The sequence below is a fragment of the Bacillus sp. 05T21 genome (assembly GCF_056396785.1).
This window is the reverse complement of sequence record NZ_JBFTMD010000031.1, coordinates 15,740-31,297: the sequence shown is the minus strand read 5'-3', so window position 1 is coordinate 31,297 and position 15,558 is coordinate 15,740. Positions and strand designations below refer to the sequence as shown.

The following is a 15,558-nucleotide window of genomic DNA, read 5'->3' as shown; positions in this document are numbered from 1 at the left end:
TTGATATCTTTTATGTACGTTTTAAGGGTGAAAAACGAGAATGTACGTTCTGTTTCGTGGTAAAATAAAGAAGACTTAGCTGCCCACTGCAGCAGCTAAGTCCCTTTGAGAGCATCTTGCATCGTGACAAATGATTCAAAGCGGTTTTGCCAGGATTAATTCTTCAATCGCTGACTCAATCTCTTTGTCAGAAGTGTCATAACTTCCATCTGACTTTGACTTTGGCTTGTCATGACTGGAAGCTGAATTAACTTCTTCTTTATTATGTCCTTTTTCAGTGAAATTCATGCTAGGCATTTTAAATGCGCTCATATTCATATATTTTCCAAACTTACAGGCTTCAACAATAGGGCAGAAACGAACGATTCCCTCCGCAATTTTCATGGCACCAACCCATAGCAAAACTTTAGACCAAGTGCACCAAGGTTTACGTACGAGTTTAGCTGTACTACAACCGAAGAGGATGAGTCCGAGTGTAATTCGAATTAGAGCACTAATTGTGCCGATGTTTTGCTTCATTAGAAAAACACTCCTTTTTAATTAACTTCGAAATAGAAAATACTATTTCATTTGTTAGTATTCCGTATAAGTTTTTTGATATGTAATCCAACATTTGACGTTGAAAAAGATGTTGGATTGGGCGTGTGTGTAGGTAGCTTTTTTTGTTATAATGAAAGAATGCGTAAAAGGAAGTTCAAAAAGTCCGGTAAAGATAGCTGTCGCATTTCATCGTTGCATACGCCAGTCCGGTAAAGATATAGTAAGGAATGTAAAAAATCTTGATAAAAATTAACTGTTATTTTGAACAGAAATTATATAACTAGAGAAAAGAAAGGGTGTTTTCATGTACGATATTTCCAAATGGAAACATGTATTTAAGCTTGATCCAAATAAGGAGTTAAGTGACGAACATTTAGAAATGATTTGTGAATCTGGAACGGATGCTGTTATTGTAGGCGGAAGTGATGGAGTGACAATTGATAACGTATTACACATGCTAGTTAGCATTCGTAGATATGCAGTTCCTTGTGTGTTAGAGGTTTCTGATGTGGAGGCAATTACACCAGGATTTGATTTTTATTATATCCCAAGCGTTTTAAATAGCCGAAAAGTAGAATGGGTAACAGGTGTTCATCATGAGGCATTGAAAGAATTTGGGGATATTATGGACTGGGACGAAATTTTCATGGAAGGGTATTGTGTTTTAAACCCTGAAGCGAAAGTAGCCCAGCTTACAGATGCAAAATGTGATTTAACAGAAGATGATGTTATTGCATATGCACGTTTAGCAGACAAGTTATTACATTTACCTATATTCTATTTAGAATATAGCGGGACGTATGGAGATATTGAGCTTGTTAAAAATGTAAAAGCAGAATTGAAACAAGCTAAGCTATATTATGGCGGTGGTATTTCTAATGCAGAACAAGCGAAAGAAATGGCACAGTATGCTGATACAGTAGTTGTTGGAAATATTATTTATGATGATATAAAATCGGCATTAAAAACAGTTAAAGCAGTAAAAGGAGAGTAGGTGCAGGCACATATGAGTACGACAGATAAGTTATTAAATGGTTTAAATCCGCAGCAACAAAAAGCAGTACAAACAACAAATGGAGCACTTCTATTAATGGCAGGCGCAGGTAGTGGGAAAACACGTGTGTTAACACACCGTATTGCATATTTACTTGGTGAAAAAGGTGTGGCGCCATGGAATGTACTAGCAATTACCTTTACAAATAAAGCTGCTCGTGAAATGCGTGAGCGTATTGATAAACTTGTTGGACCAGAAGCAGAAGATATTTGGATTTCTACGTTCCACTCTATGTGCGTACGTATTTTACGACGTGATATTGACCGCATTGGTATTAATCGTAACTTTACAATCTTAGATTCAGGTGATCAGTTAACTGTAGTAAAAAAAATTATGAAGGAGCGCAATATTGACCCGAAGAAGTTTGAGCCGCGCTCTATTTTAGCGGGTATTAGCAATGCGAAAAATGAACTGTTATCTGCAGATAAATATGCAAAAAAAATTACAACCGCTGATCCATATGAAAAATTAACGAGCGATGTATATACAGAATATCAAAAACGTCTTTTGAAAAATAACTCATTAGACTTTGATGATTTAATTATGACGACGATTCAGCTATTTGAACGTGTTCCAGAAGTACTAGAGTTTTATCAGCGTAAATTCCAATATATTCACGTTGATGAGTATCAAGATACGAACAAAGCTCAGTACCTTCTTGTTAAACATTTGGCATCACGTTTTAAAAACCTTTGTGTTGTTGGTGATTCGGATCAGTCTATTTACCGCTGGCGCGGGGCTGACATTTCTAACATTTTGTCATTCGAAAAAGACTATGAGAATGCGCAAGTTATCTTGTTAGAACAAAATTATCGTTCATCACAAAATATTTTAAATGCAGCTAATGCTGTAATTGAAAAAAATTCAAACCGTAAACCGAAGAAATTATGGACAGACAATCAAATTGGAAGCAAAATCTCGTATTATCGTGCTGCAACCGAAAAGGACGAAGCGTATTTTGTTGCGAAAAAAATTCGTGATGATATTCAAATGGGGAACCGAAAATATACTGATTTTGCAGTGTTATATCGTACAAATGCCCAGTCTCGTATGATTGAGGAGATTTTCCTGAAATCTAATATCCCTTACAAAATCGTCGGAGGTACTAAGTTCTACGACCGTAAAGAGATTAAAGACATTTTGGCGTACTTACGTTTAATTGGGAATCCAGATGATGAGATTAGTTTTGCACGTATTATAAACATGCCAAAGCGTGGGATTGGTGCGACTTCTATCGATAAAATTATTAATTATGGTGTGCAAAACGGAATCTCATTAACTGCTGTATTTGATGAGATTGAGCATGTTGGTGTAAGTGCAAAAATAACAAAAGCAGTAAAAGAATTCGCAAGTTTATTACACAACTGGGTAAATATGCAAGAGTATTTATCTGTTACAGAATTAGTAGAAGAAGTTATTGAGAAGACAGGCTATCGCGATATGTTGAAAAATGAGCGTTCTTTAGAAGCAGAAGGTCGTTTAGAAAACTTAGACGAGTTTTTATCTGTTACACAAACATTTGAATCCCAAAGCGAAGATAAGAGCCTTGTTGCATTCTTAACAGACTTAGCTCTTGTTGCGGATATTGATCGTGTAGATGAAGATCCAACTGCTGGTGAAGAAGTTATTTTAATGACGATGCACTCAGCAAAAGGATTAGAGTTCCCAGTTGTCTTTATTGTTGGCTTAGAGGAAGGGATATTCCCGCATACTCGTTCTCTTATGGAAGAGGATGAAATGCAAGAAGAGCGTCGTCTTGCCTATGTAGGTATTACTCGTGCAGAAGAAGAGCTATACTTATCCAATGCTCAAATGCGTACTTTATTTGGTAGAACAAGTATGAATGCAGCATCTCGATTTATTACAGAAATTCCGACAGAATTAGTAGAACCATTAAACGAAACAGCACCGAAGCGTGAAACTTCGTTTGGTGCAAAAGGAAGAACGACAAGCGCAACTACAACACGTTCTCGTTCAGCTTTCGCGCGTCCGGCTGTTAAGACGACAGGTGGCGAGCAAATTGGCTGGGGAATAGGCGATAAAGCTGCTCACCAGAAGTGGGGAGTCGGTACAGTTGTAAGTGTAAAGGGTGAAGGAGATTCAAAAGAATTAGATATTGCGTTCCCAAGCCCAATTGGTATTAAACGTTTATTAGCAAAATTTGCACCTGTGACGAAACAATAGGAAAGGACTGAGGATATGTCAAAAGAGATAGCCAAAAAACGTATAGAAGAACTGCGTGATTTGTTAAATACATTTAACTATCAATATCACGTATTAGACAATCCTTCTGTTTCTGATGCGGAATATGACCGTGATATGCAGGAGCTTATAAAATTAGAAGCAGAGAACCCAGAGTTTATGAGTGAAGACTCTCCCTCCATTCGCGTTGGGGGGACTGTTCTTGATATATTTGAAAAGGTAACGCATAAATCACCAATGTTAAGTTTAGGAAACGCGTTTAATGAAGGAGATTTGCGTGATTTTGATCGAAGAGTACATCAGGGAATTGATGATGCGAATGTAAGATATATATGCGAATTAAAAATTGACGGACTTGCTGTTTCACTTCATTATGAAAAAGGACGCTTCATTCAAGGAGCAACACGTGGTGATGGTATAACGGGTGAAGATATTACCCAAAACTTAAAAACGATTAAAGCTATCCCGCTGCGTTTAAATGAAGAAGTAACGTTAGAAGCACGAGGCGAGGCTTATATGCCGAAGCGTTCATTCGTTAAATTAAATGAGGAAAAAGAGCAAAATGGTGAAGATGTATTTGCGAATCCACGTAACGCGGCAGCAGGATCGATACGCCAACTTGATCCGAAAATTGCAGCGAAGCGTAACTTATCTATGTTTGTGTATGGTCTTGCTAATGTAGAAGAAAAAACAATTCCATCCCACAGTGAATCACTGGATTTCTTAGGTGAGCTTGGATTTAAGACGAATCCAAATCGTCGTACATGTGAAACAATTGAAGACGTAATAGCCTATGTAGAAGAGTGGCAAGAAAAACGCCCGCATCTTGATTATGAGATTGACGGAATTGTTATAAAAGTAGACGATGTTGCTATTCAAGAAAGCTTAGGAACTACAGCAAAGAGTCCAAGATGGGCAATAGCTTATAAATTCCCAGCTGAAGAAGTTGTGACGAGATTAACAGGGATTGAATTAAGTGTCGGTCGTACAGGAGTTGTAACACCAACTGCAGAGCTGGAGCCAGTGCGAGTAGCCGGAACTATTGTCCGTCGTGCTTCTTTACATAACGAAGATTTAATTCGTGAAAAGGATATTCGAATTGGTGACTACGTTGTTGTGAAAAAGGCTGGAGATATTATTCCTGAAGTTGTGAACGTTATTTTTGATAAGCGTACTGGTGAGGAAGAAGAATATCATATGCCAACGCATTGTCCAGCATGTGAGAGTGAACTTGTTCGTTTAGAAGAAGAAGTAGCACTTCGATGTATAAATCCGACTTGTCCAGCTCAAATTCGTGAAGGATTAATCCATTTCGTTTCAAGAAATGCAATGAATATTGATGGACTTGGAGAACGTGTAATTACACAACTCTTTGATGCGGATTATATTCGTACGTTTGCTGATTTATATTCATTGACGAAAGAGCAATTATTAGAACTAGAACGTTTCGGTGAAAAATCAGCAACAAATTTAGTCCAAGCAATTGAGAATTCTAAGGAAAACTCATTAGAGCGATTATTATTCGGTCTTGGTATTCGCCACGTCGGTGCGAAAGCCGCACGTACATTTGCTGAGCATTTCGAAACGATGGATGAGCTTGTGAAAGCGACGGAAGAAGAACTAAAAACAATTAACGAGATTGGTGAAAAAATGGCTCAATCCGTTGTAACGTATTTCGATAATGAAGACGTATTAGAGCTATTACAACAATTTAAAGAGTATGGCATGAACATGGCATACAAAGGTATGAAAATTGCTGATTTACAAAATGTTGAATCGTACTTTGCAGGAAAAACTGTCGTCTTAACAGGGAAATTAGAAGTTATGGGACGCAGTGAAGCAAAGAAGAATATTGAGGCATTAGGTGGAAAAGTAACAGGAAGTGTTAGTAAAAGTACGGATTTAGTTGTTGCTGGTGAAGCTGCTGGTTCGAAATTAGCGCAAGCAGAGAAGCACAATGTTGAAGTTTGGAATGAAGAGAGGTTCTTACAAGAGCTGAATAAGTAAGAGGTGCAAACTTACGATGAAAAAAATAGCGTTAGCGGTATTAAGTCTTAGCCTACTTGTAAGTGGGTGTAGTATGGGTTCCAATAAAGATGAAAAAGCAGTTGAGAAATCGGGGAAAGCGAAAGGGCAAGCTGTTATCCCGAAATACTCGATTTCGGATGAATATTATAAGACAACGGTTCCATTTGATCCAGGTCATGCACGTGGTTTAGTTGGACAAAGTTTGAATAATCGTCTAGATATAGATGAATTTGAAACGGGACTAATGCGCATTGCGAAAGAATCATTTAGCACGAAAGATTATTTCTTTAAAGGTGGAGACGTTTTAGACACACAAACGATTCAAATGCTTGTGAAAAGAAAGCGTACAGATGCTGAACAAAAAGAGCTAGAGGATAAGTTGAAAAAAGATGCGGTTAAATTTCCGAATGTAGGGTTGAATCCAGCCTTAAGTGAAGGATCAGAATCGCTAGAAGTAAAGAATAAAAAAAGTCCAATGTATATCTCAAATATTTTAGAGCATGATTATTATGTAAGAAAAGGTGAGAACGATGTTGAACGTGGTGGCATTGTAGTTGGATTAGCGATGAATTCTGTTCAATATTATGAGGAAGAGCATGGTTATCCGCGTGAGGCTGCAATTCCAGATGTAAAAATGTTAGCTGAAGGGAAAAGGATGGCCCAAGAAATCTTGAAAGTAATGCAGCAAAAAAAGCCTGAAATAAAAAATATTCCGGTTACATTTGCGATTTATCGTCAAGGTCCAAAGTCTTCGCTTGTACCAGGGAATTTTGTTTCTTATGCTAAGGTAGAAAAAGGCAGTGAAACGGTTGAGGATTGGAAGCCGATCAATGAGAAATACTATTTATTCCCGTCTGAACAAGCGAAATCGGATAATAAACGTGAAGATCTTGCGAGGGTGTCAAACTTTAAAGCAAAATTAAGTGAGTATTTCCAAGGAGATTATACAGCTGTTATCGGTACTGGAATGTATAGAGATGATGAATTAAGAGAAATGAAGCTCGATATTCCTGTCCAATTCAATGGGAAAGCTGAAGTGATTGGTTTTACACAATATGTAGCTGGACTTGTTATGGAATACTTCCCGAATTATATGAAAGTACAAGTAACAATTAAATCTGTAGAACGCCCAGAAGCAATTATTATACGTGAAGCGAAGCAAGATGAACCGTTTGTGAAAATTTTAGATTAAAGATGAGAGCTGTTCCATAAAGGAACAGCTCTTTTTCTTGAAAAATTTTGTTATAATTTTAAATGTTACAAATAAAGGGGTAAGGGGCAAATTCATGGAAGAACTAAGCTTTCAAGTCATTATTTTATTAATTGCATTCGGATTTTTAGCTGCTTTTATTGATTCGGTTGTTGGAGGGGGAGGGTTAATTTCGCTTCCTGCACTTATGTTTGTTGGTTTATCACCAGCTTCGGCAATCGCAACGAATAAATTAGCTGCAACGATGGGGACGCTTACGAGCACAATTTATTTTATTCGATCAGGTAAGGTGAATTTTCGGATTGTAGGAAAGTTAATCCCGTTAACTATTATTGGAGCAGTCGCAGGGGCTTTAGTAGTAAAGTTTATTCCGCCTGATATTTTGCGTCCACTAGTGCTCGTAATGTTGGTTTTTATTGCCATTTATATTATTGCGAAAAAAGATTGGGGAAGTGCATCTACCTATAAAAAGATGACAAAAGGAAAAACATTAATGTTTTTCTTTGTTATTTTAATGATAGGATTTTATGATGGATTTTTTGGACCAGGGACAGGATCCTTTTTAATTTTTGCATTTTTATTAATTGGTTTGGATTTTATTCAAGCGGCAGCATCTGGAAAACTTTTGAACTTCGTTAGTAATATCGTATCTTTAATTACTTTTTTATTTTTAGATGTGATTCATTTTGAATACGGTATAATTATGGGCTTATCAATGATTTTAGGTGCTTATTTTGGATCGAAGTTTGCGGTTCAAAAAGGTGTTGGATATGTAAGGACTTTATTTTTATTAGTTACTATTTTATTAATCGGGAAAAATGTTTTGGAATATACTCATATTTTGTAGATTCATACGTATGTATGAATCTCTTTTTTTTATTATATTTTAAAAATTTATTAATTTTTAAAATATAAGTCTAGGAATATTTGAATAAATCTAAATTATCGTGTAGAATAATGTTGTAAAATGTAAACGTTTTTCTAAGGGGAGGCTAAAAAGATGGTAGTAGCATACAAACATGAGCCATTTACAGATTTTTCAGTAGAGGCTAACAAATTAGCGTTTGAAGAGGGTTTAAAGAAAGTAGAATCTTATCTTGGACAAGACTATCCATTAATTATCGGGGGAGAAAAAATCACTACAGAAGACAAAATTGTTTCTGTAAACCCTGCAAATAAAGAGGAACTTGTTGGTCGTGTTTCAAAAGCAAACCGTGAATTAGCTGAAAAAGCAATGCAAGTAGCGGATGCAACATTCCAAACTTGGAGAAAGTCAAAACCAGAAATGCGTGCAGATATTTTATTCCGTGCTGCAGCAATCGTTCGTCGTAGAAAACATGAGTTCTCTGCTATTCTTGTAAAAGAAGCAGGTAAACCATGGAATGAGGCAGATGCTGATACAGCAGAAGCAATCGACTTTATGGAATATTATGCTCGTCAAATGTTGAAATTAAAAGACGGTATTCCAGTAGAAAGCCGTCCAATTGAATATAATCGTTTCTCTTACATTCCATTAGGAGTAGGTGTTATTATTTCTCCTTGGAACTTCCCATTCGCAATTATGGCAGGTATGACAACAGCTGCTGTAGTTTCTGGTAACACAGTATTACTAAAACCAGCTAGTACAACTCCTGTAGTAGCAGCGAAATTTATGGAAGTATTAGAAGAAGCTGGTTTACCAGCTGGCGTAGTAAACTTCGTTCCAGGTAATGGCTCTGAAGTTGGTGACTACTTAGTAGATCACCCTCGTACACGTTTCGTTAGCTTTACTGGATCTCGCGATGTAGGTATTCGTATTTACGAACGTGCAGCAAAAGTAAACCCGGGACAAATTTGGTTAAAACGTGTTATCGCTGAAATGGGCGGTAAAGATACAATCGTTGTTGATAAAGAGGCAGATCTTGAATTAGCAGCTAAATCTATAGTTGCATCAGCATTCGGATTCTCAGGACAAAAATGTTCTGCATGTTCTCGTGCAGTAATCCATGAAGATGTATACGATCATGTATTAAATCGTGCTGTTGAATTAACAAAAGAATTAACAGTAGGTAACCCAGATGCAAAAGATATTAACATGGGACCTGTTAATGACCAAGCTGCATTCGATAAAGTAATGAGCTATGTTGCAATTGGTAAAGAAGAAGGTAAAATCGTATCAGGTGGCGAAGGAGACGATTCTAAAGGCTGGTTCATCCAACCAACAATCGTTGCTGACGTTGCAGAAGATGCTCGCTTAATGAAAGAAGAAATCTTCGGACCAGTAGTAGCATTCTGTAAAGCAAAAGACTTTGATCATGCACTTGCAATTGCAAACAATACAGAATACGGTTTAACAGGAGCAGTTGTTACTAACAACCGTGACCATATTGAAAAAGCACGTGAAGACTTCCACGTTGGTAACTTATACTTCAACCGTGGATGTACTGGTGCAATCGTAGGTTACCAACCATTCGGTGGCTTTAACATGTCTGGTACAGACTCTAAAGCTGGTGGTCCTGACTACTTAGCACTTCACATGCAAGCAAAAACTACTTCTGAAACTTTATAAGAAATAGTAGAAGAGATCTTCACAGTCTGTGAAGATCTCTTCTTTTTGAGAAACTCTCTATAATAGGAGTTAGTTAATTTGAATCGAAAGGTATTACCATATATTACTATTTGGTGGTTAGAACTAGCTAAACCCTATTAATATCGGGATAAACATGTAAATAGAAACAAAACAACGAGAAAAATTGACTTATTAGTCATATTTTTTAGTATTCATTTTGAGGATTTCCTGTATAATACAATTTGAAAGAAAATCTATGGTTAGACAAGAGAACACTCCTTTCGGCTTTGCTAACTGAAAGGAGTGTTTTTTTTTAGGTCGCTAAAAACTCTTCTGTACTCATTATATTTGCGTATACTCCATTTAAACTCGCCAAAATTGTATTATGAATATAAACAGCTGGTATAGTAGCATTCTTAAATGAAAGATCTTTTGTAGCACAAGCATCGTGTATTACGGTACAGTGAAGGCCAAAATCAAAAGCAGCTCTTACTGTAGCATCAATACACATATGGGTCATCATCCCGCATATTACGACGTGCTCAATTCCTGAACGTTGTAATTGTTCTAGAAGATCAGTTTCTCGGAAGCTATTTGGATAATGTTTAAGGATAACGGTTTCCTCTCTAAGTGGACGGACATTTTCGTGAATATGGACACCTTCTGTATTGGGTAGGAAAAAGGTAGCGCTATCTTTTATAGCTACATGTTGGATATGAAAAATAGGTTCGTTTCTTATTCTAAAATGTTGTAGTAGCTGACTAGCATATTCACTTGCTTCTACTGGATTACGTAATTCCATCATTCCGCTTGGAAAATAATCATTTTGAATGTCGACGAGCAAAAGAGCTGTTTTCATATATCTATCTTCCTCCGATTTCATATTCAAATAATGTTATTCAATGAGTAGAGAAGATTCTCCTTTTTAAAAGTATGAGTGAGAAGGATTTTACATAACTTTAAAAATCACTATTGTATTGTTACTTCTTATTTAAAAATTTAAATAGAGAAATAATTAATGTTTTTTCTAAAAATTGTATTGACTCTCATTATTCTGAGTTCTATAATAAGACTTAATTAAACGACAATTAAATCGATACACTCTTATCCAGAGAGGTGGAGGGACTGGCCCTACGATACCTCAGCAACGGATTTTTTAATACCGTGCTAACTCCAGCAAGCCTATAAAGGCTTGGAAGATGAGAAGATGTGAATGAGTACATATAAAAGTGCTCTCCTTCTTATCTTTTATTACTGATAAGAAGGAGAGCACTTTTTATTTTACCTCGAAAGCTCTACTTCAAGTTTTTACAGCATATAGGAGGGAAGAAAATGATTTCTTTTAACAATGTAAGTAAAGTATATGAATCAGGTGGGCAATCTGTTCATGCGGTTGAGGATGTAACGCTGTCAGTTGAAAAGGGCGAAATTTTTGGCATTATCGGATTTAGTGGTGCTGGAAAGAGTACGTTATTACGTTTAGTAAATATGTTAGAAAGACCAACTGCAGGAACAATTTCAATAGATGATAAAGATATTACATCATTATCGGCGAAAGAATTACGGAAACTAAGACAAAGAATTGGGATGATTTTCCAAAGTTTTAATCTATTTAATTCAAGAACGGTGTTTGGGAACATTGCTTATCCATTAAGGTTAGCGAAATTGCCGAAGAATGAGATAAAAGAAAGAGTGAATGAACTACTAAAATTTGTTGGTTTAGAAGATAAAGCGAACTATTATCCAGAACAGTTATCAGGTGGGCAAAAGCAGCGTGTTGGGATTGCAAGAGCACTTGCGACATCACCGGATATTCTCATATGTGATGAGGCAACATCAGCTTTAGATCCGGAAACAACGACAGAAATCTTAAATTTATTAAAGAAGGTAAATAGAGAGTACAATTTAACGATTCTACTTATTACACATGAAATGCACGTTGTGAAAGAGATTTGTCACCGTGTAGCCGTTATGGAAAAAGGAAAAGTAATTGAAGAAGGAAAACTGTTTGACGTTTTCACACAACCAAAAACAAAGACCACTCAAAATTTTGTACGCTCTGTTATTAATGATCACTTACCAGAAAGTGTTCTAGCGAAAATTCAAAACGGAGGTCAGATTTATCGCCTGACTTTTACTGGGGAAGAGACAGGGCAGCCTGTACTATCATATATTGCGAAAAACTATAACGTCGATGTAAATGTTCTTTATGGAAATATTATTGAACTCCAAAATGTGCTATTTGGAAATCTTCTTGTAGAGCTACAAGGTGAACAGAAAGAAATTCAAAAAGCATTACAACATCTAAGACTGCAAGTGCAGCTGAAGGAGGTAGAAGCTCATGCGAGTTGATTGGAGTATATTTTGGCCTCGCATATTAGATGCGACGGGGGATACCCTTTTAATGGTAATTGTAACCCTTATATTCGCTACAATTCTTGGTATACCTCTAGGTTTACTATTGTATGTAACGAGAAAAGGAAATTTTTTAGAAAATAAATGGGTCTTTTCTATTCTTAATATCATAATTAATACAATTCGTCCGGTTCCATTCATTATCTTTTTAGTAGCTTTAAGCCCACTAACAAGAAGTGTTATTGGAACGACGATTGGAACGGCTGCAGCAATCTTCCCAATGACGTTAGTTGCATCAATTGGTATTGCTAGAATGGTTGAAACAAATCTTGTTTCCGTTCCGAAAGGGGTAATTGAAGCAGCACAAGCAATGGGCGCTTCACCACTTAGAATTGTTTTTGAAATCCTCGTACCAGAAGCTTTAGCACCATTGATCTTAGGTGTCACGTTTATGACGGTTGGTTTAATTGAATTTTCTGCAGTTGCTGGGCTTGTCGGTGGTGGCGGTCTTGGTGACTTAGCAATGACATATGGTTATCAACGCTTTGATACGTCAGTTATGTTTGTAACGGTCGTTTTACTTATTATTCTTGTACAGGTAGCTCAAAATTTAGGGAACTACTTTGCGAAAGTTTTTTTACGCAGATCATAAAAAGGAAGAGGGGAAAAGAAAATGAAGAAAATTTTAGCATTTGCATTATCAGCGATCGTAGGAATTACAGCGTTAAGCGGCTGCTCAGGTGGAGACACAGGTGCAGGAGCGAAAGAGAAAGTAGTTCGCGTCGGTGTAACTGGAACAGATGGAGACGTTTGGGAAATTTTAAAGAAAAAAGCTGAAAAAGAAGGGATTAAAATTAAACTGGTTGAGTTCTCTGATTACACAACACCCAACAAAGCGTTAGCTGATGGAGATATTGAACTAAACTCATTCCAGCACATCGCTTTCTTAGAGCAATTTAAAAAGGAGCATAAGTTAGATATTACAGCTGTTGGTACAACGCAAATTGCACCGATGGGCTTATACTCTGAAAAATATAAGAAAGCAAATGAAATCCCAGATGGTTCGGAAATTGCTATTCCGAATGATCCAACGAACCAAGCACGTGCATTAAAACTTCTTGATGCAGCTGGATTATTAAAGCTTAAGAAAGATTTTGGTCTATTTGGGGATCCAAGCGGTATCGCTGAAAATCCGAAGAAGTTAAAAATCACACCGGTTATCGCACAGCAAACACCTCGTGTATTAAAAGATGTAGCAGCTTCAGTTATTAATAACGGTGTTGCTGGTCAAGCTGGATTAGATCCAGCGAAGGATCCTATTTTCTTAGAAGATCCAAAGAATGAAAATGCAAAGGCCTATATTAATATTTTCGCAGCTCGTACGAAAGACAAAGATGATCCAACGCTGAAAAAAGTAATTGAATTGTATCATTCAAAAGAAGTAACAGATGCAATTAAGAAAGAAACGAATGATGGTTCAATTTCAGTAGATCTTTCACTTGATGAGCTTGCAAAAATCGCAAAATAATATTGAGTTTAACGGACTAGCAGTAGGAACCCCTCCGCTGTTAGCTCGTTCAACATATAATCTACTTAACAAACAAAACCCTAATTCTGTACCTTCCAATTTTGTATAACATAGAATCCAATGTTTGTTAAGTAGAGTGATGGACCAGGAGTTTTCCTGGTCTTTTTTTAATTAAAGCAGCTGGCTAATAATAAGGAAATCCAAATTATGATTGGGTAAGAGATTAAACTAAAAATGAGTGTACTTGCTAATTTCTTTTTAGGGATTAATAGTTTCTTTGATGAAAATAAGAAAAGAGAAAATAGGATAATGATAGATGCTGAGATTACTCCTGGATTATAAGAACGATAAATGAAATACAAGATAATATGTTGAACGGTGTTAAAGAAGATACAGCCCTGTATAAAAATGATCAAGTAAATAGAAGATATGATGCTTAATTGATATAGAATGACTATGAGTAAGACGAAGGTTGTTAATATGGAAATTGCAATGAAAAATTGTTTGTTAGTTATAAAATGGATCGAAAATCGATTAGCGATATATTGTGGCATTTGGAAAGCTTCTTCAAGGTTATGAAAAAAGAATAGAAGGGGGATTAGCCAGATTATATTAGTGGTGAAATGTCTTGTTGAAGATGTGTTTATCAACTTATATCAGCTCCAATAAAGGGATAGAAAGCCTATAAGAAAAGGCTTTCTACAAGGGTATAGTTATTCAATTATGATGCTTTTTAAATTACTCTCAGGTTGCGGTTGTTCTTCAGCATAAGAGGAGAGCTCCTCTTGCAAAATATTTAGTGCGTGCTTAGCTGATTGCTGAATCGGATTCGGTAGCTCTTCTAATATACGCATACCGATTTTTATTTTTGTACGAATTACCTTTCTTAGTAATTCATCATGCATGTACTACACCTCCAAACCGAATGTTTAGTACATCATCTTCAAACTTAGCTCCTTGAATAGAAAGGTGTGTTAATGTTTTTGGTAAGGTGATATTTCGCTTCATAGAGCCGGCTCGAATAATAAGTTCATCACCTTTTTGATTTAATGAAAGTTCACTTTTGTTTGAGAAGGGAATGGACAGAACGAAAATATACTCATCGCCATCTTTTTTTACATATTGTGTGCGGCCATTAAATTTCACTTCAGTAGGAGAAGGGTCTGATTTGAATAAAGTATTTCCTACACGCTCTAACATAGGTAAACCAACAACTTCTTGTTCAAACATGGGAGCTTCGTAAATAGGAAGTGGCTGAAAACTATCTTTAATTAACGCCTTATATTTCTTTTGTGTATCTTTCCATGCCTGAAAGTAAGGGTCGGTAACAGTGTTAGGGATGACGCGGTTAATCATAATGGCATCTACGTTATAATCGTATAAGTTTAAATACGTAAAGCTGCGCTGAGCTTCTTTAATGACCATTTTTTCAGGATTTACAACAACGCGAATACTCGTTACTTCTCGGTTTGATAAAATAGCTCTCATTTCTCCAAGCTGTTCAAGTGTATTTGTTAATTCATCCATAATATCATCGGTTGGAAGGGGGACACCAAGAAGTGGTTGAGCTACAGGACGAACAACTTTTAAAATCTTCCTTTTAATAGGAAAGAGTTTTTCCATCCACCAGCCGAGCATGTCTGGAAAGCTAAGCATTGCTAAAGTTTCTCCAGTCGGTGCGCAATCAATAATGATGACGTCGTAAGTGTTGTGTTTATAATAATCGAGTACTCGAAGTAAGCTAATTAAATCTTCCATACCAGGAAACATTGTTAATTCTTCTGTTGTAATATCATCGGCTGCTTTGGAAGTGAAGAGTAGTGTAATATATTTCTGCAATTTCCCCCAGCCTTTTTCCATTTCATAAATAGTGTTAATTTCTTGTGCCCACAAGTTTTCACGAATTTCTAGTGGCTCAGAAGATAGTTTTATGCCAAATGAATCCCCTAAACTATGAGCAGGATCTGTGCTCATTACTAAGGTTTTTAATCCTTGTTTTGCACTTTGGATTGCTGTTGCTGCTGAAATGCTAGTTTTTCCTACGCCGCCTTTACCTGTATACAGAATAATTCTCATCATTAATATCCCCTTTG

The 15,558-nt window shown here is 36.5% G+C and carries 14 protein-coding genes and 1 riboswitch; of the genes, 9 read left to right on the top strand and 5 right to left on the bottom strand.

Annotation, left to right across the window (positions count from 1 at the left end; translation table 11 throughout):
• Positions 1-135: 135 nt before the first annotated feature.
• A complete protein-coding gene (locus AC1DKZ_RS28875) occupies positions 136-519 on the bottom strand; it encodes a YgaP family membrane protein (protein WP_219300554.1) in 384 nt (127 codons plus the stop codon).
• Positions 520-844: 325 nt separating this feature from the next.
• On the opposite strand from AC1DKZ_RS28875, the gene pcrB reads away from it, so the two are divergent.
• The 6 genes from pcrB (at position 845) to pruA (ending at position 9,582) form a co-directional block, all read left to right on the top strand.
• Positions 845-1,534, top strand: a complete 690-nt coding sequence (gene pcrB / locus AC1DKZ_RS28870; RefSeq protein ID WP_113735433.1) for a heptaprenylglyceryl phosphate synthase — start codon at positions 845-847, stop codon at positions 1,532-1,534.
• Positions 1,535-1,546: 12 nt separating this feature from the next.
• The gene (pcrA, locus tag AC1DKZ_RS28865; protein WP_219300552.1) at positions 1,547-3,778 is read left to right on the top strand and encodes a DNA helicase PcrA; all 2,232 of its coding nucleotides are present in this window, start codon (positions 1,547-1,549) and stop codon (positions 3,776-3,778) included.
• Positions 3,779-3,793: 15 nt separating this feature from the next.
• Positions 3,794-5,803 (top strand): NAD-dependent DNA ligase LigA, encoded by a 2,010-nt coding sequence (ligA, locus tag AC1DKZ_RS28860; RefSeq protein WP_476997588.1) that lies wholly within the window; start codon positions 3,794-3,796, stop codon positions 5,801-5,803.
• A gap of 16 nt (positions 5,804-5,819) precedes the next feature.
• Complete coding sequence (locus AC1DKZ_RS28855) at positions 5,820-7,016, top strand: CamS family sex pheromone protein (RefSeq protein ID WP_476997587.1); 1,197 nt, start codon at positions 5,820-5,822, stop codon at positions 7,014-7,016.
• A 94-nt stretch (positions 7,017-7,110) separates the two neighbouring features.
• Positions 7,111-7,881, top strand: a complete 771-nt coding sequence (locus AC1DKZ_RS28850) for a TSUP family transporter (protein WP_002029466.1) — start codon at positions 7,111-7,113, stop codon at positions 7,879-7,881.
• Positions 7,882-8,034: 153 nt separating this feature from the next.
• Complete coding sequence (gene pruA / locus AC1DKZ_RS28845) at positions 8,035-9,582, top strand: L-glutamate gamma-semialdehyde dehydrogenase (RefSeq protein WP_476997586.1); 1,548 nt, start codon at positions 8,035-8,037, stop codon at positions 9,580-9,582.
• 313 nt (positions 9,583-9,895) lie between these two features.
• Here the strand turns inward: pruA and AC1DKZ_RS28840 are convergent, their stop codons facing one another.
• Positions 9,896-10,441, bottom strand: a complete 546-nt coding sequence (locus tag AC1DKZ_RS28840) for a cysteine hydrolase family protein (RefSeq protein WP_002091344.1) — start codon at positions 10,439-10,441, stop codon at positions 9,896-9,898.
• A gap of 242 nt (positions 10,442-10,683) precedes the next feature.
• A riboswitch (SAM riboswitch) is annotated at positions 10,684-10,788 on the top strand.
• Positions 10,789-10,914: 126 nt separating this feature from the next.
• Between AC1DKZ_RS28840 and AC1DKZ_RS28835 the strand changes: the two genes are divergently transcribed.
• From AC1DKZ_RS28835 to AC1DKZ_RS28825, 3 genes are read left to right on the top strand one after another with little or no spacing between them, the layout of a single operon-like run.
• Complete coding sequence (locus tag AC1DKZ_RS28835) at positions 10,915-11,934, top strand: methionine ABC transporter ATP-binding protein (RefSeq protein WP_002029486.1); 1,020 nt, start codon at positions 10,915-10,917, stop codon at positions 11,932-11,934.
• Complete coding sequence (locus AC1DKZ_RS28830; RefSeq protein ID WP_002091343.1) at positions 11,924-12,589, top strand: methionine ABC transporter permease; 666 nt, start codon at positions 11,924-11,926, stop codon at positions 12,587-12,589. The genes AC1DKZ_RS28835 and AC1DKZ_RS28830 overlap by 11 nt, the downstream gene beginning before the upstream one ends.
• A gap of 21 nt (positions 12,590-12,610) precedes the next feature.
• Positions 12,611-13,465, top strand: a complete 855-nt coding sequence (locus AC1DKZ_RS28825) for a MetQ/NlpA family ABC transporter substrate-binding protein (RefSeq protein ID WP_219300544.1) — start codon at positions 12,611-12,613, stop codon at positions 13,463-13,465.
• A gap of 167 nt (positions 13,466-13,632) precedes the next feature.
• On the opposite strand, the gene AC1DKZ_RS28820 is transcribed toward AC1DKZ_RS28825, so the two are convergent.
• The 3 genes from AC1DKZ_RS28820 to AC1DKZ_RS28810 all read right to left on the bottom strand — a co-directional run bounded on the left by AC1DKZ_RS28820 (position 13,633) and on the right by AC1DKZ_RS28810 (position 15,544).
• Positions 13,633-14,115, bottom strand: coding sequence for an HXXEE domain-containing protein (locus tag AC1DKZ_RS28820; protein ID WP_476997585.1), 483 nt, complete (start codon positions 14,113-14,115; stop codon positions 13,633-13,635).
• A gap of 63 nt (positions 14,116-14,178) precedes the next feature.
• Positions 14,179-14,370 carry a DUF3926 domain-containing protein gene (locus tag AC1DKZ_RS28815; RefSeq protein WP_002091335.1) on the bottom strand — a complete coding sequence of 64 codons (192 nt, stop codon included), beginning with the start codon at positions 14,368-14,370 and terminating at the stop codon, positions 14,179-14,181.
• Positions 14,363-15,544, bottom strand: coding sequence for an ArsA family ATPase (locus tag AC1DKZ_RS28810; RefSeq protein WP_476997584.1), 1,182 nt, complete (start codon positions 15,542-15,544; stop codon positions 14,363-14,365). The genes AC1DKZ_RS28815 and AC1DKZ_RS28810 overlap by 8 nt, the downstream gene beginning before the upstream one ends.
• Between the last annotated feature and the right edge of the window lie 14 nt (positions 15,545-15,558).